General features: G+C 68.1%; 18 protein-coding genes. 12 read left to right on the top strand and 6 right to left on the bottom strand.

Annotated features, from left to right (window positions below):
* The first annotated feature begins 179 nt into the window (after positions 1–179).
* Both JQX13_RS51060 and JQX13_RS51055 read left to right on the top strand, forming a co-directional pair.
* Positions 180–803: an MEDS domain-containing protein gene (locus JQX13_RS51060; RefSeq protein WP_203406609.1), complete on the top strand. Its 624-nt coding sequence runs from the start codon at positions 180–182 to the stop codon at positions 801–803.
* Between the two features lie 24 nt (positions 804–827).
* Positions 828–3,464 (top strand): hybrid sensor histidine kinase/response regulator, encoded by a 2,637-nt coding sequence (locus JQX13_RS51055; RefSeq protein WP_203406608.1) that lies wholly within the window; start codon positions 828–830, stop codon positions 3,462–3,464.
* On the opposite strand, the gene JQX13_RS51050 is transcribed toward JQX13_RS51055, so the two are convergent.
* Entirely contained in the window at positions 3,458–4,021 is a 564-nt protein-coding gene (locus tag JQX13_RS51050; RefSeq protein ID WP_203406607.1) for an adenine phosphoribosyltransferase, read from the bottom strand. The genes JQX13_RS51055 and JQX13_RS51050 overlap by 7 nt on opposite strands.
* On the bottom strand, positions 4,018–4,254 hold the full coding sequence (locus tag JQX13_RS55120; RefSeq protein WP_239014375.1) for a hypothetical protein: 237 nt from the start codon (positions 4,252–4,254) through the stop codon (positions 4,018–4,020). The genes JQX13_RS51050 and JQX13_RS55120 overlap by 4 nt, the downstream gene beginning before the upstream one ends.
* A gap of 323 nt (positions 4,255–4,577) precedes the next feature.
* Between JQX13_RS55120 and JQX13_RS51040 the strand changes: the two genes are divergently transcribed.
* The 4 genes from JQX13_RS51040 (at position 4,578) to JQX13_RS51025 (ending at position 11,810) form a co-directional block, all read left to right on the top strand.
* Positions 4,578–7,889, top strand: coding sequence for a DEAD/DEAH box helicase (locus JQX13_RS51040; RefSeq protein ID WP_203406605.1), 3,312 nt, complete (start codon positions 4,578–4,580; stop codon positions 7,887–7,889).
* 148 nt (positions 7,890–8,037) lie between these two features.
* Positions 8,038–9,777 carry a DNA repair protein RecN gene (gene recN, locus JQX13_RS51035; RefSeq protein ID WP_203412599.1) on the top strand — a complete coding sequence of 580 codons (1,740 nt, stop codon included), beginning with the start codon at positions 8,038–8,040 and terminating at the stop codon, positions 9,775–9,777.
* A gap of 93 nt (positions 9,778–9,870) precedes the next feature.
* The gene (locus JQX13_RS51030; protein ID WP_203406604.1) at positions 9,871–10,632 is read left to right on the top strand and encodes a Stp1/IreP family PP2C-type Ser/Thr phosphatase; all 762 of its coding nucleotides are present in this window, start codon (positions 9,871–9,873) and stop codon (positions 10,630–10,632) included.
* Between the two features lie 284 nt (positions 10,633–10,916).
* Entirely contained in the window at positions 10,917–11,810 is an 894-nt protein-coding gene (locus tag JQX13_RS51025) for a M23 family metallopeptidase (RefSeq protein WP_203412598.1), read from the top strand.
* A 60-nt stretch (positions 11,811–11,870) separates the two neighbouring features.
* Here JQX13_RS51025 and JQX13_RS51020 read toward each other — a convergent pair whose 3' ends face one another.
* Positions 11,871–12,560 carry a diguanylate cyclase domain-containing protein gene (locus JQX13_RS51020; RefSeq protein ID WP_203406603.1) on the bottom strand — a complete coding sequence of 230 codons (690 nt, stop codon included), beginning with the start codon at positions 12,558–12,560 and terminating at the stop codon, positions 11,871–11,873.
* A 115-nt stretch (positions 12,561–12,675) separates the two neighbouring features.
* A complete protein-coding gene (rlmM, locus tag JQX13_RS51015) occupies positions 12,676–13,569 on the bottom strand; it encodes a 23S rRNA (cytidine(2498)-2'-O)-methyltransferase RlmM (protein WP_239014373.1) in 894 nt (297 codons plus the stop codon).
* Between the two features lie 443 nt (positions 13,570–14,012).
* On the opposite strand from rlmM, the gene secA reads away from it, so the two are divergent.
* The 6 genes from secA (at position 14,013) to JQX13_RS50985 (ending at position 21,336) form a co-directional block, all read left to right on the top strand.
* Positions 14,013–16,862 carry a preprotein translocase subunit SecA gene (gene secA, locus JQX13_RS51010; RefSeq protein ID WP_203406602.1) on the top strand — a complete coding sequence of 950 codons (2,850 nt, stop codon included), beginning with the start codon at positions 14,013–14,015 and terminating at the stop codon, positions 16,860–16,862.
* 256 nt (positions 16,863–17,118) lie between these two features.
* A complete protein-coding gene (gene rpsB / locus JQX13_RS51005; protein WP_203406601.1) occupies positions 17,119–18,087 on the top strand; it encodes a 30S ribosomal protein S2 in 969 nt (322 codons plus the stop codon).
* Positions 18,088–18,235: 148 nt separating this feature from the next.
* Positions 18,236–18,889, top strand: coding sequence for a translation elongation factor Ts (gene tsf / locus JQX13_RS51000; RefSeq protein ID WP_203406600.1), 654 nt, complete (start codon positions 18,236–18,238; stop codon positions 18,887–18,889).
* A 165-nt stretch (positions 18,890–19,054) separates the two neighbouring features.
* Positions 19,055–19,807: a UMP kinase gene (gene pyrH / locus JQX13_RS50995; RefSeq protein ID WP_203406599.1), complete on the top strand. Its 753-nt coding sequence runs from the start codon at positions 19,055–19,057 to the stop codon at positions 19,805–19,807.
* Positions 19,808–19,841: 34 nt separating this feature from the next.
* Entirely contained in the window at positions 19,842–20,396 is a 555-nt protein-coding gene (gene frr / locus JQX13_RS50990; RefSeq protein ID WP_203406598.1) for a ribosome recycling factor, read from the top strand.
* A gap of 1 nt (position 20,397) precedes the next feature.
* Entirely contained in the window at positions 20,398–21,336 is a 939-nt protein-coding gene (locus tag JQX13_RS50985) for a diguanylate cyclase domain-containing protein (RefSeq protein ID WP_203406597.1), read from the top strand.
* A gap of 68 nt (positions 21,337–21,404) precedes the next feature.
* Here the strand turns inward: JQX13_RS50985 and cyaY are convergent, their stop codons facing one another.
* Both cyaY and JQX13_RS50975 read right to left on the bottom strand, forming a co-directional pair.
* On the bottom strand, positions 21,405–21,737 hold the full coding sequence (gene cyaY / locus JQX13_RS50980) for an iron donor protein CyaY (protein ID WP_203412596.1): 333 nt from the start codon (positions 21,735–21,737) through the stop codon (positions 21,405–21,407).
* Entirely contained in the window at positions 21,737–22,249 is a 513-nt protein-coding gene (locus tag JQX13_RS50975) for a SixA phosphatase family protein (protein WP_203406596.1), read from the bottom strand. Before JQX13_RS50975 ends, cyaY begins: the two co-directional genes overlap by 1 nt.
* Positions 22,250–22,431 lie beyond the last annotated feature (182 nt).

The raw sequence follows: 22,431 nt of genomic DNA, 5'->3' as shown, positions 1-22,431 counted from the left end.
GAATTGCGAGCAATGGGCTTTGGTGGATCGCCCGCCCTCCCGGATCCAGTGCGGGTGCCATGTTTCAGACTAGCCGTTGTCATTCAGCGGACGGCTCGTGGGCCCGTACGGCCCCATTCCTTCGCGATCAGCGTATTTTCAGCGGCGACGATTGCGTTGTCTTCCCGGGGGGGATGGCCGTGAAACAGACCGCCTTGAAGGAAGTGACCATTGCGGGAGCCCGTCTCCAGCACTTCCATATCGCCGCGTTCTTCCGCTCGCGTGAGGAAGAGTTCGAGGTGCTTCGCTCCTATATCCGAGAGGGAATCGACTCCGGCGAGAAGGCCGTCCACATCTGCGATCCCAGCCAGAAACAGGATCACCTGAGGCGCCTCGAGGCGATGGGAGTGCCCACCAGCAACTGCCTGAGGACGGGGCAACTCGAGGTGCTGGGGTGGAACGACGCCTACCTCAAGGAGGGTCGATTCGACGGCGATACGATGATGGCGCTCCTCGAGGAGCTGGTGATGACGAGCCGGGCCGAGGGCTTCTCGCGCGTTCGGATGATGGGCCACATGGAGTGGGTGCTCGAGGAGAAGCCTGGAGTGGCGCGCTTCATCGACTACGAATCGCGCGTCAACCTCCTGCTCAACCGGCTGAAGCAGCCCGCGATCTGCGTCTACGATGTCAGCCGGTTCAGTGGCGCGACCATCATGGACGTGCTGCGGACCCACCCCTACGCCCTCGTCGATGGAGTGGTCCGCGAGAACCCGTTCTATGTCCCGCCCGAGGTGCTTCTCGGCTCCTCCCCGACGGACGAATGAGACTGATCCAGGAAGGCCGTTCATTTGATTCGTGAGGGGACAGTCTTCCGGCTGTCGGATCTCGCCGAGTTGGGAGCGCTCGCGCTTCGCCGGCAGGTCAATGACCTGTTCGCGCTGCTCGAGCTACCTTCCGTCTGGCAGGGCAGGGGACCGGGGGAGATCGCCGCGAGCGGTCTCGACGTCCTGGTCGACCTGCTCCGTCTCGACGTGGCCCTCCTGCGGCTTCACGGTCCGGAGGGGGGGCTCGAGCACCGCTTTCCGGCGGAGCTGGACCGCGAGGCGCTCCTGTCCGTGGGGCGTGGTGCGAGCCCGGACTCGCCGGTGAGCTTCGAGCTGCCACGGCCGAACACCGTGGGCCGGACCACCGTGCGCGTGGTCGCGGTCCCAACACTGGGCGGGTCGGGCACGGTCATCGCCGGCTCGTGGCGCGCGAACTTCCCCACCGCGCACGAGCGTCACCTGCTCCAGACGATCGCGAACCAGGTGGCGCTCGCGATGCAGTCGAGCCGAGAGGCGCGCGCGCGGCGTGAGCTCGCCGAGGAGCGGGTTCGCCTCGCCCGGGTGAACGCCGTGCTCGCGACGCTCCACGCCGTCTCGGATGAGCTTTCCCGTACCCATACCTTTCCGCGAGTCGCGGACGTGATCCTTTCCCGGGGATTGGCCGCCTTGGGCGCCCACGCGGGGCTCATGTTCCTGGCGGATGAATCCGGGACCGAGCTGCGGCTGCTCCGCGGTGTGGGCTACTCCGTGACGCTCCTGCGCGGCTACCAACGCATTCCGGCGAACGCCGACCTGCCGATCGCGGAGGCCTTTCGCCGGAAGCATGGCATCTTCCGAGGTGATGCACCCCCTCCCTCCAGGGGCTTCGCCGCCGTGCCCCTGGTGGTCGACGAGCAGTGTCTCGGTGTCCTCTGCTTCGGCTTCTCCGAGCCCCAACGCTTCGTGGACGATGAGCGCGCGTTCATCCATGCGATCGCCCAGCAAGCGGCACAGGCGTGTGAGCGCGCGCGGTTGCTCGAGGCCGAGCGGTGTGCCCGGCTCATGGCGGAAGCAAGGCAGCAGCGGGCGGATCTCCTGTCGGAGACGAGCGCCATCCTCGGCTCCTCGCTCGATCTGGGAATGTCCCTCACCCGGGTTGCCCATCTGCTGGTGCCTCAGGTGGCCGACTGGGTCGTGATGCGGGTGGAGCAGCGCTCACCGTCCGGTGCCGACGAGACGAAGACGGTGGCCGTGCACCGCGACCCGGGCCGGGTCGGGATGGCGTGTGCGTTGGCGCGCTCCCTGCTCGCGACGGGGGACGCGCCGCTTTCGTGTGTCACGAACAACTCGGTCCTCGCTCCGATCTCCGTTCGGGATCGAGCCCTGGGAGCCATCGTCCTGGGGTCGGAGGACACGGGTTGTTACGACAACGAATCCCTGGAGCTCGTCGAGGAGCTGGGGCTTCGAGTGGGAATGGCGCTCGACAATGCCCGCCTCTATCAGGAGGCGAGGGAGGCGGACCGCCGGAAGGACGAGTTTCTCGCGATGCTCGGTCATGAGCTCCGCAATCCGCTCGCGCCGATGATCACGGCGCTCCACTTGATGCGCATGAAGGAGGGGGGCGGCTTCGAGCGCGAGCGGACGATCATCTCCCGGCAGGTCGAACACCTCGTTCGCCTCGTGGATGACCTCCTCGACGTCTCGCGCATCACGCGCGGCAAGATCCAGCTCAAGCGGAGCCGCATCGATCTGATGACTGTCGTGGTCAAGGCCGTCGAGATGGCCAGTCCCCTGTTGGAACAGCGGTCGCATCACCTGGAACTGCCCCAGGCGAGGGAACCCCTCTTCGTCGATGGAGATCCGGCCCGGCTCGCCCAGGTCCTGGCGAACCTCCTCAACAACGCCGCGAAGTACACCGATCCCGGTGGGCGTATCGTCGTCACCGCGGCGTGTGAGGGAGGACAGGCCGTGCTCCGGGTTCGGGACAACGGGGCGGGCATCGCACCCGACGTGCTACCGAAGGTCTTCGACATGTTCGTCCAGGAGGGCCGGTCCCTGGACCGTTCCCAGGGAGGACTGGGTCTGGGCCTGGCGATCGTTCGCAGCTTGATCGAGCTCCATGGCGGTACGGTGTCGGCGTGGAGCGAGGGCCTGGGCCGTGGGAGCGAATTCGTGGTCCGTCTGCCGCTCGTCGCGCCGCTCACCCCAGCGGCTGACGAGCACCGGAGCCCTTCCCCCGAAGCGTCCGTCCAGGGGGCGGCGAGCTCCGTGCGACTCCTGGTCGTGGACGACAATCGAGACGCGGCCGAGCTGCTCACCGAGCTGCTGGACTCGAGGGGCTACGTCGCGCGGATGGCCTTCGATGGTCCCGCCGGGCTCGCGGAGGCCTGCGCGTTCCGGCCGCACATCGCGCTGTTGGATGTCGGCCTTCCGGTGATGGACGGTTACGAGCTCGCGTCGAGGATCCGCCAGGAGCCCACCCTCGTGGGCATCAAACTGGTGGCTGTCACCGGCTACGGTCAGGACTCCGACTGCCGCCGCGCGCTCGCGGCGGGGTTCGATGTGCACATGGTCAAACCCATTGACCCCGGCCAGTTGCTTCGTGTCATCCGAGACCTGGTGGGTGTTCCGGAGGATGCATCCCATGTCTCCCCAGAAGGAGGGGAGGGGATGTCTCAATAGGAGAGCAGCGCGCAGACCTTCTCGGGGCCCAGCCGCTCGCGCCCGGGCAGGAAGTCCAGCGAGATGAGGAAGCTGAAGCCCACCACCTCACCTCCCAGCCGCGTCACCAGCTTCGCCGTGGCCTCCGCGGTGCCACCCGTGGCCAGCAGGTCGTCCACGATGAGCACCCGGTCCCCACTGCTCACCGCGTCCTCGTGGAGCTGCAGGCCGTCGTCGCCGTATTCCAGCGCGTAGCGCTCCGTCACCGTCTTGTAGGGCAGCTTCCCGGGCTTGCGCGCCGGCGCGAAGCCCGCGTGGAGCGCGAGGGCGACGGGCGCTCCCACCAGGAAGCCGCGCGCCTCCATGCCCACCACCCTGGTGATGTGCCGGCCGCGAAAGGGCGCCGCCATCGCGTTCACCACCCGCCCGAAGAGGTGCGGATCCGCCAGGAGCGGCGTCACATCCTTGAAGAGGATTCCCGGCTTCGGGAAGTCCGGCACGTCACGGATGCGTGCCTTCACGTCCTCGAGCAGGGTGGAGTCGTGGCCGGGAACGAACAGGGAGGATTTGTTGCTCATGTGAAGAGCTCCGGGTTGACGCAGTGAGGTGGTTTTCGCCCTTCCAGCGCGGCGAGGAGATTGTCGACCGCCATGGGACAGTCCGGCGGCAGCGGTTCCGGAGCCGTCACATCCAACGCGGCGCCCCCAGGTGCCCGCTCGCCAGGGCTTCGAGCGGGGCGGGCCACGTTGCTGATGGCTCGCAGATGGGGGGCTGCGCCGAGCAGGGCCCCATCCACCCGGTCGGTCAGCAAGGTGATAAGCCCCCCTACTTCCAGCGTTTCCGCCAGCAACACTTCTCGTGGGGGAGGTGGCTGCTCCTCCCACACCCTGCGTGAGACCCGAGCGGCCAGCCGGGCGAGGGCGTCGCCGGGAAGTTGTCGCGTGACGAAAACTCGGGGCCGTGTGGGGCGTTCCATTTCGACTGTCGATGCTCGCACACCCGCGAGCCGTGCGGTGGAAGACCGAGCGACCATCGCCCGGCCACCGCCCTTCATTTTTCCCGCGACGGAGCCCGCCCCGTCTGTGGTAATCGAATGGATTCCCCTCGTACCGGGGGGAAGGGACTTGAGAGAACGTGCCCTCCACCGCCGACACCCGAGAAGCCTCTTTCCCGCTTGATGGCCAGTGGCTACGCGCCCTCAAGGCGGAGGTTCAGCCCACCACCTTCAAGAAGGGCCGCGAGGTGGCCGAGACGCGCCGTGTCTTCGGCCTCCAACGGGAAGGCAACCGCATCCGCGCCCAGGTGGCTGGTTCCTCCTCGCCCGAGGAGCGCTACGAGGTCGCCCTCGAGGTGGGTGACGGCAAGGCCACCTCCAGGTGCACCTGCCCGTCCTGGAACGTCTACGGGCCGCACTGCAAGCACGTGGTGGCCGCGGCGCTCGTCTTCGCCGCCCGCCTGCGCGCCTCGATGATCGCCTCGAGCGCGACCGCCGCCGCTGCCGCCGCCGCGTCCGCCGCCGCGCCAGCCGCCGCTGTCTCTCCCGTGCGGGAGGCGGCCGAGGCCCCGCCAGAGGGTGAGGCGGAGGCCGACTCCGAGGTGCCCGTTCCCATGGCGGAGGACTCGGCCGTGATGGACCCGGTGAGTCTCCCCGCGCTCGCCAAGGTGGAGAGCTGGCTGGGCCTCTCCGCCCTGCCAGACTACGAGTTCCTCTACCGGCTCACCCCCTCCAACACGGGCCCCGGCGGCCGGCATTGGCTGGTGGACGTGCGCCGCCAGGACGCCCAGATGAAGGGGCCCGTGCATGTGAAGCGCATGCTCCAGGCCGGCACCCGCATCGCCCCGGCTGACGAGCGCATCTTCATCGTGCTCGCCCGGCACGAGCAGCGGTACGACTCGCGTGTCGTCCTCTCCGACGAGGACCTGTGCGAGCTGTTCGACTTCCTGCGCCAGCGCCGCGTCATCTATCGCGGCACCGCGCTCCTCTTCTCGGATCAGCCGGTGCGGCCGCAGATCCACCTCGAGTCCCGTCCGGACGGAGCCACCGCTCGCATCGAGCTGCTCATGCCGGACGAGACGAGCGTGTCCCTCAAGGACGTCATCCTGCTGGCGGGCATGCGCACCTGGATCATCTCCGGGCAGTCGCTCTACCCGGTGGAGCCGGACCTGCCACCACGCCTGGTGCGCAAGTGGATGCTGGAGCCCACCATGGCCTTCCCGGTGGGTCAGCTGGACCGGGTGCTCACGTTCTTCGCCGCCCACCTGCCGCGCTTCCGCATGGCGCTCAAGGCGGATGACATCGACGTGGACGAGTCCGTGGAGCCGCGCTTCCTCCTCACGTTCGAGGGCTCCGCCGAGCGCGTGAAGGTGCAGCTCGCCGCGCGCTACGGGCAGACGACCGTCCCCGTGTCTCCCAACGCCGCGCACCTCGGCTACGCCAGTGGCGTGGGCTCGGAGGGTCGCAAGTTGTACCGGCGCCGTGAGGAGCTCGAGCGCGCCGCGGGCAAGCGCCTGCAGGAGTTGGGGTTGCGCTACGACGGCCACACCCACGCCTACGAGGCCAGCGGGGATGGAGCCATCGAGTTCTGGGCGCGTGGCCTCGCGTCACTGCCCGACGACTGGGAGCGCTACGGCGTGCAGGCCCCCAAGGTGCGCCTGCGGCCCAAGCTGCGTCCGCGCATCCGCGTGGGGATGAGCGGGGTGAGCTGGTTCGACCTGGATGCCGAGTTCATCACCGATGATCAGGCGGTGGACCTGGGCGCGGTGCGCATGTGGCTCGACTCGGGCCGGCGCTTCGTGCCCCTCAAGGACGGCACCTACGCCGAGGCGGACATCGCGGAGCTCAAGCGCGCCGCGGACCTCCTGGAGGAGGCCGGCGCCATGCCCGGCCGCACCCGCACGCGCCTGCCGCTGCATCAGGCCGTCGCGCTGGATCTGCTCGTCGAGCTCGGTGAGTTCACCGAGGTGGAGACCAAGGCGCGCAAGGCCATGACGGAGCTGCGCGACACCAACGGCGTGCCCAAGGTGGCGCTGCCCGAGGGGCTCAACGCCACGCTGCGCCACTACCAGGAGGCGGGTCTGTCCTGGCTGTGGTTCCTCCACCGGCACGGGCTGTCCGGCATCCTCGCGGACGACATGGGTCTCGGAAAGACGATCCAGTCCCTGAGCCTCCTGCAGAAGGTGGCCAACGAGGAGGGCCGCAAGCCGTCGCTCGTGGTGGCGCCCACCAGCGTGCTCGCCAACTGGGAGCGCGAGGCCGAGCGCTTCACCCCGAGCCTCAAGACCGTCGTCTGGCACGGACAGGATCGCAAGGAGCGCGTCGAGGATCTCAAGGGCGCGGACCTCGTGCTCACCTCGTACGCGCTGGTGCGGCGCGATCTGGACGCGCTCAGCCAGGTGGGCTTCCGCTATGTCATCCTCGACGAGGCGCAGAACATCAAGAACGCGGACAGCGCCACGGCGCAGGCGTGCAAGTCGCTGCCGAGCGACACGCGGCTCGCGCTCACCGGTACGCCGCTGGAGAACCGGCTCAGCGAGCTGTGGAGCCTCTTCGATTTCCTCATGCCGGGCTTCCTCGGCAGCGCGGAGGGGTTCAGCGACCGCTTCGAGCAGCCCATCCAGGTGGCCAATGACACCGCGGTGCGCGACCGCCTGCGCCGCCGCATCCAGCCCTTCATCCTGCGCCGCCTGAAGACGGAGGTGGCCAAGGATCTGCCGCCCAAGACGGAGAGCGTGGCCTGGTGCGAGATGGAGCCCGGTCAGGCGGCGCTCTACCGTGAGGTGCTCGAGGAGAGCCGCCGCAAGGTGAACGAGTCCATCGAGAAGATGGGCTTCAAGCGCAGCCGCGTCTCCATCCTCGCGGCCCTCATGCGCCTGCGCCAGGTGTGCTGCGATCCACGCCTGCTCAAGATGCCGCCCGGCACGCTGCTGCCCGGCAGCGCGAAGCTGGAGCGCTTCGGTCAGCTCGTGGACGACCTCGTCGCCGAGGGCCACCGCGCGCTCGTCTTCAGCCAGTTCACCGAGATGCTGGAACTGCTCAAGGGCGAGGCGGAGCGGCGGGGCCTGAGCTACCTCTACCTGGACGGCCGGACGAAGGACCGTATGGGCAAGGTGGACGAGTTCAACCGTCCCGACGGGCCGCCGCTCTTCTTCATCAGCCTCAAGGCGGGCGGCACCGGTCTCAACCTCACCGCGGCCGACTACGTCATCCACTACGATCCCTGGTGGAACCCCGCCGTGGAGGACCAGGCCACGGACCGTACCCACCGCATCGGCCAGACGCGCGCCGTCATCAGCTACAAGCTCATCACCCGCGGCACCGTGGAGGAGAAGATTCTCAGTCTCCAGAAACGCAAGAAGGACCTGGCCGCGGGTGTGCTCAGCGCGGATGCCGACTTCGGCAAGCTCCTGACCGAGCAGGATCTCGTCGACCTCTTCCAGGGCGAGTAACCCGGGAGGACTACACGAGAGTCCGACCGCTCACATCACCCTCCGTGCATGCAAGCTGCCGCACGAGCCACGGGACGGAACGCTTGTGCAGTGTCAGAGCCCACTGCTAGGTTGTTCAGGTACGGTCCGAATGGCGAAGGAGGGCACCGTGCTGCTGGGCTTGCGCATTTCGAATGTGGCGGTGATCGAGGAGGTGGAGGTGACGTTCGGGGCCGGCCTGACCGTGCTCACGGGCGAAACGGGAGCGGGCAAGTCCATCCTGGTTGATGCGCTCGGGTTGCTGCTGGGCGGCCGGTCGGATGCGGACGCCATCCGCGCGGGCTGCGAGGAGGCCTCGGTGGAGGGGGTCTTCGAGCGCACCCCGGTGCTGGCCGCGCGTATGGAGGAACTGGGGGTGCCGGACCTCGGTGAGGAGGTGCTGGTGCGCCGGGTGGTGGGCCGCAATGGCCGGGCCAAGGCCTACATCAACGGCTCCCTGGTGACGGTGGGCGTGCTCGCCCGCTTCATGCGTGGCGCGGTGGACATCGCCGGCCAGCACGAGCACGTGAGCCTCTTCGACGCCGGGCTGCACCGGGTGCTGTTGGACCGCTACGGGCGGCTGGAGGAGCAGCTCGCCGCCTACGGGCGGGACTACGCGGCCGTGGCGGAGGTGGTGGCGCGTATGGAGGCGCTGGGCGGGGACGAGTCCCGTCTGCGCGAGCGTGCCGAGTTCCTCCGCTTCCAATTGGAGGAGATCACCCGCCTGGATCCGGAGCCGGGCGAGGACGCGCGGCTGGATGCCGAGCGGCGCCGGCTGGCGGGCTCGGAGAAGCTCAAGCGGCAGGGGGCCGAGGCGGAGCTGTTGCTCGGCGGCGAGGAGTCGAGCGCGGTGGAGACGGTGGGCCGCGCGTTGGGGCTGGTGAACGAGGCGACGAAGTGCGACGCCTCTTTGGCCCCGGTGGCCGAGGCCCTGGGCTCGGCCCTGTCGGAGCTGGAGGAGGCGCAGCGCCGGCTCAACCGGTACGTGGAGGGTCTGGAGTCCGACCCGGCCCGGTTGGGTGAGGTGGAGGATCGCCTGGATGCCCTCAAGCGGTTGTGCCGCAAGCACGCCACCAACCTGGAGGGCGTGCTGCAGAAGCGCGACGCGCTGGAGACGGAGCTGTCCACGCTGGACAACCGGCAGGAAGTGCTGGAGCAGCTCGCCCGCGAGCGCAAGGCGGTCGAGGAGCGTGCGCGCCGTAGTGGCGAGGCCCTCTCGCGGGCGCGCATCGCGTGCGCCGGTACTTTTGGAGCCCAGGTGCGCGAGGGCCTGGCGCAGCTGGCGCTGGGCAAGGCGGCCTTCGAGGTGCGCGTGACGCCCGGTACCCAGCTCAAGGCCGAGGGCCTGGACGAGGTGGAGTTCTTCTTCAGCGCCAACCCGGGCGAGCCTGCCCGGCCGCTGGCCAGGGTGGCGTCGGGTGGTGAGGCCTCGCGCCTCCTGCTGGCCCTCAAGCGTGCGTTGGCGGACAGTGACGGCTGTGGCTGTTACATCCTGGACGAGGCGGACTCCGGGGTGAGCGGCGCCATCGCCGACGTGGTGGGTCGGATGATCAAGGATGTCAGCGGGCACCGGCAGGTGCTGTGCATCACCCACCTGCCGCAGGTGGCGGCGTACGCGGACGCCCACCTGCTCATCCGCAAGGGGCTCAAGGGCGAGCGCACCGTCTCCGAGGTGGTGCCGCTGGAGGCGGGGACCGAGCGTACCCAGGAGCTGGCGCGCATGATGTCCGGAGTAGAGGTGACGCGCGAGGCGCTGGGGGCGGCCGAGGCCCTGGTTCGTTCGGCCCATCGAGTGTCCGGACCCCCTCGGGCCAGGCGGGAACCCACTCCGGATGGCGGGTCCCGGAGCCGGCTGCGCCGCACCGCCTAGCCGGGTACGTGCAACGCCTCCTTGCTCCGATAAGGTCCCTCACATAGCATCCACGCCGTGTCTAGAACCGCAGGGCAGACCGCGGCTCCCCGCATGAAGGTCGTCTCGGCCGGCCTCACGGACGTGGGGCGTAAGCGCAACCACAACGAAGACAGCTTCCTCATCGACGACGAGCTCCAGCTCTATGTCGTCGCGGATGGCATGGGTGGCCATGCTGGGGGCGGTACCGCCTCCCGCATCGCCGTCGAGACCATCGACAAGGAACTGAGACGGGCCCGGGACAGCCGGGACAACCCGTTCGTCACCAGTCCCAACCTGCAGGACGCGCTCCTGCCGGATGCCTTACGCACGGCGGTGGAGAAGGCCTGTCTGGCCATCTTCACCACCGCGCAGGAGGATCCGCGCCTGTCGGGCATGGGCACCACGGTCATCTCGCTCGTCGTGCGCGACAACCACGCGTTCTTCGCGCACGTGGGTGACAGCCGGGCCTACCTCGTCCGGGGTTCCCTCATCCAGCAGATCTCCGAGGACCACTCGCTGGTCAACGAGCAGATCAAGGCCGGGATGATCACCCCCGAGGAGGCCAAGCACTCCCGCTACAAGAACATCATCACGCGCTCCGTGGGCTTCGAGGAGGAGGTCCAGGTGGACGTGATGGGCGTGGTGGCGGAGGCGGGAGACGTCTTCCTGCTGTGCTCGGATGGTCTCGCCAACATGGTGGAGGACCGGGAGATCCACGAGGTGGTGCAGGCCACCTCCAATCTCGCGGACATCCCCAAGCGCCTCATCGACCTGGCGAACGAGCGCGGTGGCGACGACAACATCTCGGTCATCGTGGTGCAGATGACGGCCTGAATCGGTCGCCCGGATTGGGCGACTGGAATTGTTCCACGGAGATGTACGTGGAGCGTCGGGTGTCGTGTGTCCCAGCTTGACACCCTCGGAAGTCGAGTGATAGCTGCCCAAACGATTACCGTGACTTGAGAGTCATGGTAGTCGACGGAGAGCTGGGCTGCAGGGCGTGGGGGAGATGAAACGCGCTCGGGGACGACCTAACCTCTCGCCCCGGGTCCGCACGCCGAAGCGCAGAGGCGCAAAGGGAGCTGGAATTGGCGAAGGCGAAAAAGTCCTACACCCTGATGTTGATCGCGGACCATAACTCCCCGGTCAGGCGGTTCAACGTCTCGAGGTCGCTCATCCTCCAGGTGGGTGGCGGGGTGTTGTTGATGGCGGGTCTGGCCCTGGGGGCCACCGTCCACTACTTCCAGGTGGCCCGGGACGCGGCGGAGAATCGCATTCTCCGTGAGGAGAACCTGACGCTGCGGGGCCAGTTGAAGACGGTGCGCGAGCGCATCGAGCACATCGGCTCCACGCTGGACCGCGTGGAGCGCTTCGACCAGAAGCTGCGCTCCATCACGCTGCTGTCGGATCCGCAGCGCAACCTGGCCATGGGCCCGGTGGAGCAGGCGCCCGGTGTGGGAGCGCCCGCCGCGGAGACGCAGTTCACCGAGTTGACCAGCATGGAGTCCCCGAAGGCGCTGGTGGGGAAGTTGGATCGGCTGAGCGCCGAGGCGACCCGTCAGGAGCAGAGCCTTCAGGAGATGCAGGCCTACTTCCAGGATCAGAAGTCGCTGCTGGCCTCCACCCCGTCCATCTGGCCCACGCGCGGTTGGGTGACGAGTGACTTCGGTCAGCGGTTGGATCCATACACGGCGGAGCGGGTGACGCACGCGGGTATGGACATCGCGGCCCCGCACGGCAAGGAGGTCAGCGCGCCGTCGGATGGCACGGTGGTGTTCGCGGGGCTCGAGGGCGGTTACGGCAACGTGATCGTCATCGACCACGGCTACGGCATCAAGACGCGCTTCGGCCACCTGTCGAAGATCCTGGTGAAGGCGGGCGACCGCGTGAAGCGCGGCGTGCCGATCGCGGCCGTGGGCAACACCGGCCGCTCCACCGGTCCGCACCTGCACTACGAGGTGCGCGTCAACGGGATTCCCCAGAACCCGCGCAAGTTCATCCTCGAGGAGTAGGACACACCTTCCGCGAGAGCGCTGGGGTGGGGGTCGATGGCCCTCACCCCTTTCGCGTTTTCAGGGCTCGGAGCGGCCGGGCACGAAGCCGCCGAGCTGCAGTCGTCGGCGCTGGAGGCCTCCGGCGGTGCCCATCCGCTCCAGGGTGTAGGCGCGCTCGAGCTCGCCCCACACGAGGGGTCCCAGCACCTGCCAGTGGGTGGGTTGCTCGATGGTGAGCTCCAGCAGCGCGATCGTGAAGTCCGGAGGCTCGGCGCCTTCGGGCAGCGCGGCTCGCGCGTCCGCCACGAGCCGGGAGCGGGTGGAGGCACGGAGCTCTTCCGTCACCGAGAGCCCCGAGGTGGGCACCAGCAACGCGGCGAAGTTGTCTCCCTGCAGCCGCACCACCTTCGCCCCGGGGAACCGGGCCCGCAGGGACTCCACCACGCCGCGCAGCATCGCGTCCCCCACGGGGAAGCCGTGGCGTGCATTGAAGTGGATCATCCCCTTCACGTCCGCGATGAGCGCGCCCACCGTCCAGCCCGAGTGGTGCGCGTGCGTGGAGAGATCGAACTCCTCCTTGAGCAGCGTCCCCTGCGTGAGGGCGAGCGGGTTGAGCGCGCCCGTTGCGTCCGGCACGCCTCGGCGCGCGTGTTCCTCGTCGAGCAGGCGTTGGAGCGCCACCTTCACGGGCTCGGGCGAGCGCTGCACGAGTCGTGGGTAAAGGGTCACCAGCGCGGTGGCCATGGCTTCATCGATGGCGTAGGGCATGGCCGCTCTTTAGCGCGGGCGGCGGAGCCGCGCAGGGGGTCCGTGATGGCGGGCGGGTAGACCCTCACCCTGGCCCTCTCCCAGGGGGGAGAGGGGATTCACACCGAGGGCGGGCTTACAGGCCCCGGTGGGCGGTGACGGTGACCTCGTCCCGGTCATGGTAGAGCTGACGCATGGTCAGTCCCTGCCAGCCTCCGTCCTGCGTGAGGATGTGACGCACCCGCACGAGGATGGGGTTCTTGTCCTTCATGGGGAGCTTGATGTTGGCCACCATGTGGGTGGCCCAGCCGCGCCGGCCCCACTTGGCCAACAGCTGAGCCACCTCGAGCGGACGCCAGGCCATGTCACAGAAGAGCCAATCGGCCGGCTCCTCCGGCGTGTAGGAGAAGGCGCTCTCCTGCACGTGCTCCACGCGCGGTTGCCTGGCCAGCTCCGGCATCAGTTTCGCCGGGTCCACGGCAATCACCCGCGCCCCACGCGCCACCAGCCGCTGCGTCCAGCCGCCCGGAGCCGCGCCGAGGTCCACGCAGACCTCGCCCCGGCCCGGTTCGAAGGGCAGGCTGACCAGCGCCTCCTCCAGCTTCATCGCCGCGCGCGAGGGGGAATCTCCCGAGCGCCGCATCCGCTGGCGGCCACCCGGAGCGAGCGATAGCGCCTCCCTCGCGGGCACCGCGCCCACCATCACCACCCCGGGGGCGACGCACAGCTCCACGAGCATCGCGCCTGCCTCACGGGCACGCCACGTCTCCTCCAGCAGCCGGTCGGCGGGCAGGCGCGTGCGCACTGCTTCCAGCAGGGCATCCGCCTCGTCCGCCAGCCGGTTGCCAGCCGGACTGTCCGGGAGGAAGGCCTGTAGGACGAGCGAGCCCGCAGGCGCGGCCTCGGCCGTCCGGGCGGCGATGGCCTCGGCCAGCTGCTCGGGTGCCTGTTCCGTCGGGAACGAGGCCAGCACGCGGATGCCCGTCCGGGCGAAGACAGGGGGCTCCGCCGGGCGCTTCTCGCTCTCCACGAGCACCTCTCCGAGCATCCGGGGGGATGCCCCCGCCCATGCCAACTCCTCGAACAGGTGCGGCTCGAAACCGGCGCGGCAGGTCCACAGCCACCGCCCGGGTTGTGCGGGGAGGGTGTCCGCCGGAATGGGGGGTGGTTTCACCCGCGGCGGAATGGAGGGAAACGGGGGAGGCGATGGCTTCGCGCTCCGAGAAGAGGTAGTGCCCTTCTGCGGACGGGGAGCAGGACGCCTGACTGGACGATGGGCTTCTTTTCGACGAGAGGGCATTGCGTGGCCTCGGTTCCGCTTTACTCTGTCCTGCCGCTCGCGCGGCGGCCAACCAAGTGGAATGACTCGGGGGAAACCCGTGGTTTCCTTCCTACATCCCACCTACAATCCAGGGATTTCCCTTCACTCGCCGCGTTCCTTCGAGGATTCTCCGGCGAGAGAGTCAGAATCGCATGATCGAATGGACGCTGAAGAAGATCATCGGGACGAAGAATGAGCGCGAGCTCAGGAAGGCGCTCCCGAAGGTAGCCCGCATCAATGAGCTCGAGAGCAAGATGCGGGCGCTCAAGGATGAGGATTTCGCCGCCGCCACCGCCCGGATGAAGCAGGAGGTGCAGAACGGCCGCCCGCTGGACGACCTGCTGTTCGATGCGTTCGCGCTGGTCCGTGAGGCCGCTCGCCGGGTGATCGGCCAGCGGCACTATGACGTGCAGATGATCGGCGGCATGTTCCTCCACCAGGGCTGCATCGCGGAGATGCGCACCGGTGAGGGCAAGACGCTCACCGCCACGCTGCCGTCGTACCTCAACGCCCTGTCCAGCCGCGGTGTGCACGTGGTGACGGTGAACGACTACCTGGCCCGGCGCGACGCCGAGTGGATGGGGCGCGTGCACCGCTTCCTGGGCATGACCACCGGCTGCATCCTCCACGAGCTGAACGACCGGCAGCGTCAGGAGGCCTACCGGGCGGACATCACCTACGGGCAGAACAACGAGTTCGGCTTCGACTACCTGCGCGACAACATGAAGTTCCGTCTGCAGGACTACGTCCAGCGTGAGCTCAACTACGCCATCGTCGACGAGGTGGACTCCATCCTCATCGACGAGGCGCGTACCCCCCTCATCATCTCCGGTCCCACCGAGGACACCACCGACAAGTACTACATTGTCGACAAGGTGATCCCCGGACTCGTTCCGGACCAGGACTACATCCTGGACGAGAAGCACAAATCGGTTTCCCTCACGGACTCCGGCATCGAGAAGATTCAGCAGCGCCTCAAGATCGGCAACCTCTACGATCCCAGCGAGATCGAAACGCTCCACCACGTGGAGCAGGCGCTGCGCGCCCACACGCTCTACAAGCGTGACCGCGACTACGTGGTGCGTGACGGCGAGGTGATGATCGTCGACGAGTTCACGGGCCGCCTGATGGCGGGCCGCCGCTGGTCGGATGGCCTCCACCAGGCCGTCGAGGCCAAGGAAGGCGTGAAGATCGAGAACGAGAACCAGACGCTGGCCACCATCTCGTTCCAGAACTACTTCCGCATGTATTCCAAGCTCTCGGGCATGACCGGCACCGCCGACACCGAGGCCGAGGAGTTCGCGAAGATCTACAACCTGGAGGTCCGGGTGGTGCCCACCAACCGGCCGATGATCCGCAAGGACCAGGACGACGTCGTCTACAAGACGGAGCGCGAGAAGTTCGAGGCGGTGGCCAAGGACATCGTCGAGCTGCACAAGAAGGGCCAGCCGGTGCTGGTGGGTACGGTGTCCATCGCCAAGAGCGAGGTGGTGGCCAACTTCCTCAAGAAGCAGGGCATCCCCCACAACGTGCTCAACGCCAAGCAGCACGAGCGCGAGGCGGACATCGTCGCGCAGGCGGGCCGCAAGGGCGCCGTCACCATCTCCACCAACATGGCCGGCCGCGGTACGGACATCCTCCTGGGCGGCAACGCCGAGGTGATGGCCAAGGCCGAGGTGGGTCCCGAGCCCGTGCCGCCGCCGCCGAGCGCGGACGGGCAGCCGGTGGACATGACCGCGTACCAGCAGGCGCTCGAGGAGCACAAGCAGCGCTTCGAGGCGGCGCTGGCGAAGTACAAGGAGCAGACGGCGAAGGAGCGCGAGGAGGTGGTGGCCGCCGGTGGCCTCTACATCATCGGTACCGAGCGCCACGAGTCGCGCCGCATCGACAACCAGCTGCGTGGCCGCGCGGGCCGCCAGGGTGACCCGGGTGGCAGCCGCTTCTACCTGTCGCTCGAGGACGACCTGATGCGCATCTTCGGGTCCGAGCGCATCTCGGGCCTGATGGAGCGCCTGGGCATGGAGGAGGGCGAGGTCATCGAGCACGTGTGGCTCAGCCGCGCCATCGAGAGCGCCCAGCGGCGTGTCGAGGGTCACAACTTCGACATCCGCAAGAACCTGCTCGAGTACGACGACGTGATGAACCAGCAGCGGCGCACCATCTACAAGCTGCGCCGCAAGGTGCTGGCCGCCGGCGCCGGCATCCCGCTGGTGGAGTACGACGAGGACAAGAAGACCCGCACCAAGATCCGCACCGAGCAGATCGTGTCCTGGGCGGACTACAAGGAGATGATCCTCGACGCCGTCGAGGACGTCATCGTGTCGCTCACCGACACCTACTGCCCGTCGCGCAACCCCGCCTCCTGGGATCTGGAGGCGCTCAGCCGCGGCGTGAAGGAGACGCTCAACCTGGAGCTGTCCTTCCTCAAGGCCGGCTCGCGCGAGGAGATCCAGGAGGACATCTACAAGGCGGCCGAGAAGATCATCCAGGCCCGCGAGGAGGAGTTCGGGGAGGAGTTCCTGCGCTTCCTCCAGGTGCGCTACCTGGTCACCATCGACACGCTGTGGAAGGACCACCTGCTGGCGATGGACCACCTGCGCCAGGGCATCGGCCTGCGTGGCTACGGCCAGAAGGATCCGAAGCAGGAGTACAAGAAGGAGGGCTACTCGGGCTTCATCCAGATGCTCGGCGCCATCAGCTCGCAGTTCGTCAGCCAGATGATGCGGGTGCAGGCGAAGGCGGCCTCCGCCGCCGCCGAGGAAGCGGCCCGGCTGGCCCGGCAGATGGCCCAGCGGCAGCGGCAGATGCAGGAAGGCCGAGCGGACGCCGAGGGCAAGCTGGCCGAGCCCGTCGCCGCCCGTCCTCCGGCAGCCGCCACGCGTCCGGCCGCCAGTGCCGCCGCGTCCGCCGGGGGTCCCAAGGTGGGCCGCAACGATCCGTGCCCCTGCGGCAGTGGCAAGAAGTACAAGAAGTGCCACGGCGCGGCCGAGGCCAGCGTCTAACGGGCACACCCGGTGGACCGGGCCCCGGTGAGCTCTCCCGGGTGCCCGGCATCCGTCCACCAACCCCCATCTGGTGACGCGAAGCTTGCGCCTCCGGCATGGGTTTTGTTAGAGAAGCGCGCCCGTCGTCGGCCCAGGTCGATGGCGGGTTCGTTGTTCCAGTCAACCCCACTACACACACGTCCGTGCCGGTCCTCGGTGCCTCCCTTGAGGGGCAAGCGGCCGGAAATCCAGCGGGCGTGGAGGAAGAACCGAGATGGAAACGCAAGAGACGACTCAGCAGCAGGCCATGGCCGCCGCCAGCGGCATCACGATGCGGCAGCTCCTGGAGGCCGGTGTTCACTTCGGCCACCAGACGAAGCGCTGGAACCCGAAGATGAAGCCCTACATCTTCGGCGCCCGTAACGGCATCTACATCATCGACCTGCAGAAGACGGTCAACATGGCCCGCGCGGCCTTCCGCTTCGTGTCGGACATCACCGGCCGTGGCGGCTCGGTGCTCTTCGTCGGCACCAAGAAGCAGGCCCAGGACGTCATCCAGGAGGAGGCGCGCCGCGCCGGTCAGTTCTTCGTCACCAGCCGCTGGCTCGGTGGCACGCTGACCAACTTCAAGACGATCAAGCAGGGCATCGATCGCCTGAAGACCCTGGAGAAGATGGCCGAGGACGGCACCTTCGAGCGCCTCCCGAAGAAGGAGGTCGCGGCCCTCGAGCGTGAGCGCGAGAAGCTGGAGAAGAACCTGGGCGGCGTGAAGGAGATGACCAAGCTGCCCAAGTGCATCTTCGTCATCGACCCGAAGAAGGAGCACATCGCGGTGCACGAGGCCAACCGCCTCGGCATCCCCGTCATCGGCGTGGTGGACACCAACTGCGACCCGGACGGCATCGACTTCGTCATTCCGGGCAACGACGACGCCATCCGCTCCATCAAGCTCTTCACCTCGAAGATCGCCGAGTCCTGCATCGAGGGCGGGGCCCGTTACCGCGCCAGCGGGGCGGCCGAGCGTGACGAGGACGAGGCGCGCGAGGAGCGTGGCGATCGCCGCGACCGCGATGACCGTGGCGACCGCCGCGGGCCGCGCCGCGGGGACCGGGGTGATCGCCGGGGTGGTGACCGTGGCGGCGACCGCCGCGGGCCTCTCGTGGAGATGAAGGGCGCTGCTCCCGCCGCTGCCGCGGGTGAGGGCTCCGAGGGCGGCGAGGGCGGGGAGACCGCCGCCGAGTAATGCCGCCGCGCTCCCTCGGGAGTGCGTGAAGTCCAGCCGGGCGGCGCATGGTCGCCGTCCGGCTTTTCGTTTTCAACCCCGCAGTACCTTCAAACCTGAACGCCCCTTCCGGTGCCTGGCGCTGGGGGAGGGCCCCTGGGAGACGAACATGGCCGAGGTCAGCGCCACGATGGTGAAGGAGCTCCGCGAGAAGACCGGCGCGGGCATGATGGATTGCAAGAAGGCCCTCGCGGAGTCCGGTGGTGACTTCGTCAAGGCCGAGGAGTGGCTGCGCAAGAAGGGCATCGCCAAGGCCGGCAGCAAGGAAGGCCGCGTGGCCGCCGAGGGCATCATCGGCACCTACGTCCACGGTGGCCGCATCGGCGTCATCGTGGAGGTCAACTGCGAGACGGACTTCGTCGCCCGCAACACCGACTTCCAGGACCTGGTGAAGGACGTGGCCATGCAGGTCGCCGCGGCCAGCCCCAAGTACGTCCGCCGTGAGGAGGTCCCCACCGAGCAGCTGGAGAAGGAGAAGGAAATCCAGCGCGAGCTGCTCAAGCAGCAGGGCAAGCCCGAGGCCATGTGGGACAAGATCCTCGTGGGCAAGGTGGAGAAATACTACGAGCAGGTGTGCCTCGTGGACCAGCCCTGGGTGAAGGACGACAAGAAGAAGGTCGGTGAGATGATCACCGAGCGCGCGGCGAAGATCGGCGAGAAGGTCGCCGTGCGCCGCTTCGTCCGCTACGAGGTGGGCGAGGGCATCGAGAAGAAGAAGGACGACCTGGCCGCCGAGGTGGCCAAGACGCTGGGCCAGGCCTAGCCGTCCCGCGCCTCATGCGCTTCGGAGGGCCGCGCGTCCCGGAAATTCCGGGGGTGTGCGGCCCTCGCCGTTTGGGGGCCCGGGTGATAGGAGAGGGGCCACTGGAGGACGGCGCAGGCACTCCGGCGTTGATCGCCGCCGGGGCGAGGGATAGAAGCGGGACCAATGTCCGCTCCAGCCACACCCCTACGGTACAAGCGCATCCTCCTCAAGCTGTCGGGCGAAGCCCTGATGGGAGAGGGGAAATACGGCATCCATCCCCCCACGCTGACGCGTATCGCCTCGGAGTTGAAGGAAGTGGCGGATGCGGGCGTGGAGCTGGCCGTGGTCATTGGAGGCGGAAACATCTTCCGCGGCGTGGCCGGCTCCACCGAGGGCATGGACCGCGCGAGCGCCGACTACATGGGCATGCTCGCCACGTGCATCAACTCCATGGCGATGCAGGACGCGCTGGAGAAGCAGGGCTGCCATACCCGGGTGCTCTCGGCCATCAAGATGGAGCAGATCGCCGAGCCCTACATCCGCCGGCGCGCGGTGCGTCACCTGGAGAAGGGCCGCATCGTCATCTTCGCGGCGGGCACCGGCAACCCGTACTTCACCACGGACACGGCCGCCTCCCTGCGTGCCATGGAGATCAACGCCGAGGTCATCCTCAAGGCGACCAAGGTGGACGGAATCTATAGCGCGGACCCGAAGAAGGACCCCGAGGCGCGCCGCTACCGGACGCTGACGTACATGGACGTCCTCAAGCAGAACCTGAACGTGATGGACTCCACGGCCATCTCGCTCTGCATGGACAACAAGCTGCCGATCATCGTCTTCGACCTCACCCAGCGCGGTAACATCCACAAGGCCATCCTTGGCGATGCGGGAGAGATTGGAACGGTGGTGGGCGTGGGCGAGACGGCCTGGGCCTGAGAGAAGCACGGACGCTTCATAAGGAGACCTGCACATGGCAGACGTCGTGACCGAACTGAAGGGCCGTATCGACAAGACGCTCGATGACCTTCGCAAGGAGCTGACGAAGGTGCGGACCGGCCGGGCCAGTCCCAACCTCCTGGACGGCATCCGGGTGGACTACTACGGCACGCCCACGCCGCTGAGCGGGGTGGCCAACATCACCTCGCCCGAGCCCCGGCTCATCGTCATCAAGCCCTGGGAGCGGACGGTCCTCAAGGACATCGAGAAGGCCATTCGCGAGGCGAACCTCGGCATCAACCCGATGAACGACGGAGAGGTTATCCGCCTGCCCTTCCCCCCGCTCACCGAGGAGCGGCGCAAGGAGATCGCCAAGCAGGTGAAGACCAAGGGCGAGGACCACAAGGTCGCCATCCGCAACATCCGCCGCGACGCCAACGAGGCCATCAAGGCGCAGCTCAAGGACAAGAAGATCACCGAGGACGACTCCAAGCGCCTGACGGAAAAGGTGCAGAAGGAGACGGACGACGGCGTGAAGAAGGTCGACGAGATCATCTCCAAGAAGGAGAAGGAAGTGATGGAGGTCTGAGATGGCCTTCATCCTCGTCGCGGAGCCCTCCGCCTCGGTCGCCGGGGCGTTGCGTCGGTTCCTGGAGAGCGCCAGTCACGAAGTGACGTTGGCAACCGACGTGCGGGAGGCCCTGGAGCGCGTGCGCGAGCTGGCGCCCGCGATGGTGCTGGCTTCCGTCACGGAGAGTTTCGACGGCGAGTGGCTCTGCCGGCAGGTGAAGGAGGAGGCGCCGGGCATCCCGGTGCTCCTGCTGTACCTGCCGGAAGAGGAGCAGCCGGAGACGCGCTCGTCGGCGGCCGGTGCGGAGGCGTGCCTGGTGGGTCCGCTGAAGCGGGCCACCGTGGTGTCCTGCGTGAGCTTGATGATGCAGCTCGCGAAGGCCCGAGAGGCGGTGTCGGTGGTGCGGACCGAGATGCAGTTGATGCAGCACCAGGGGCCGCGCCGCGAGCCGACGTCCTCCGGATCGGATCTCGAGTTCCTCAAGCGGCTGCTCTTCATGGAGGTGAAGCGCAGCCGTCGCTACCGCTACCCCATCGCCTACCTGTTGCTGGAGCCGGACCGGTACGCGGAGCGCATCGCGCCCCTGCCGGCCGCGCAGCGCACGTCCGCCCTGGCGGAGGTGCTCCGGCGGCTCACCGAGTCGCTGCGGGACATCGACGTGGCGGTACCGTTCGCCGAGGGGCGCTTCATCGTCTTCCTGCCCTACACGCCCTACGAAGGGGCGGTGGTGGTGGCGGAGCGGTTGAGGCAGCGGGTGAAGGAGGTGGAGTCGGTGCCGGGGCTGACGGCGTCGATGGGGCTGGCGGTCTTCGAGCCGTCGGCGGCCAAGGGGCAGGCGCAGGTGAGCTTCGGCAGCCTCATGAAGGAGGCCGGAGACTCGCTCCGGCGGGCGCAGTCGGCGGGTGGAGACCGCGTCGAAGGCGGCCGTCCGGTGCTCGCGGAGCCCGTCTCGGAATGACCTGGAGTCCCTCTCCCTCTCCCACTGGGAGAGGGCAGGGGTGAGGGTCTACCTCGGTCCCCGGCGGCTCACGCCGGGTACGCGAGCTCCTCGCCGGAAATCTCCCGGACGACGTCGGCCACGAAGCGGAACAGCTCGAGCCCCTTGCCCTTGTCGTCCTTCCAGGAGCCACTGGCGGAGTCGTAGGAGAAGTGGATGCCCTGGCCGCGGCCGGCGACCCAGATCTGCCGCACGGCGCGCTGGGTGTTGATGATGCACTTCTCGCGCGAGGCGGCGGTGAGGGTGACCATGTCACCCGTGCTCTCGGCCTCGAGCACGTCCGGATCGAGCGCATCCGCGGCGGCCAGGATTCGCTTGAACGCCGCGGAGATGAGCTGGTTGTAGGTGGTTTCGTCCATCATCACGGCTGGATGACGTCGAGCACCTGCTGACCGGGGGCCGCGAAGAAGAGCAGCTTCGCCGGAGCGGGCGTGGCACCGGGCTCGGTGGAGTCCGGACGCTCGATGGCGATGACGGTGCCCGGGTTCACCTGCTTGGGGAAGGACTGCATGCCCAGCAGGTGGGCGGCCAGGGCGCCCATGGAGGGCTGGTGGCCCACGAGCACGATGTTCTCACCCGCGTGCTCGTCGATGACGGGCGCCACGGCTCCCACCGGCATGTCCGGCAGGAGGCAACGGTGCGCGCGCAGCGTCCCCTCGTGCTTGAGGATGGTGGAGAGCATCTGCGCCGTCTGTACCGTGCGCACCAGCGGGCTCGCGAGAACGAGCGAGACAGAACCGATACGCTCCGCCAGCGACGCGAAATGTGCGGCCGTGCTGGCTCGGGCCTTGGCAGTGAGCGCGCGCGCCTCGTCGCCGAGCCCCTCGGGGGCTTCCGCGTCCGCCTCGCCGTGCCTTACCAGGAAGATCCTCAAGGTGCCTCCACCTCTCTGAACGAACCGCGGTTCGTACACGACCGCGACCGGGTTGGTCAAAGGTAATACAGCGAATGTTGGCTGCTGGCGGCCTCGCCCTCTGGTGGGCAGGCAACCAGGGCCCGTTCCGCCCCGAGCGGATGCAATCCCGTCCGTGGGGAGACGTGTGCGGACGTATACTC

This window comes from Archangium violaceum (genome assembly GCF_016859125.1).
GTDB classification, from domain to species: Bacteria; Myxococcota; Myxococcia; order Myxococcales; family Myxococcaceae; genus Archangium; species Archangium violaceum_A.
Note: the sequence above shows the minus strand (reverse complement) of the source record. Positions and strands in the feature narration are given on the sequence as shown.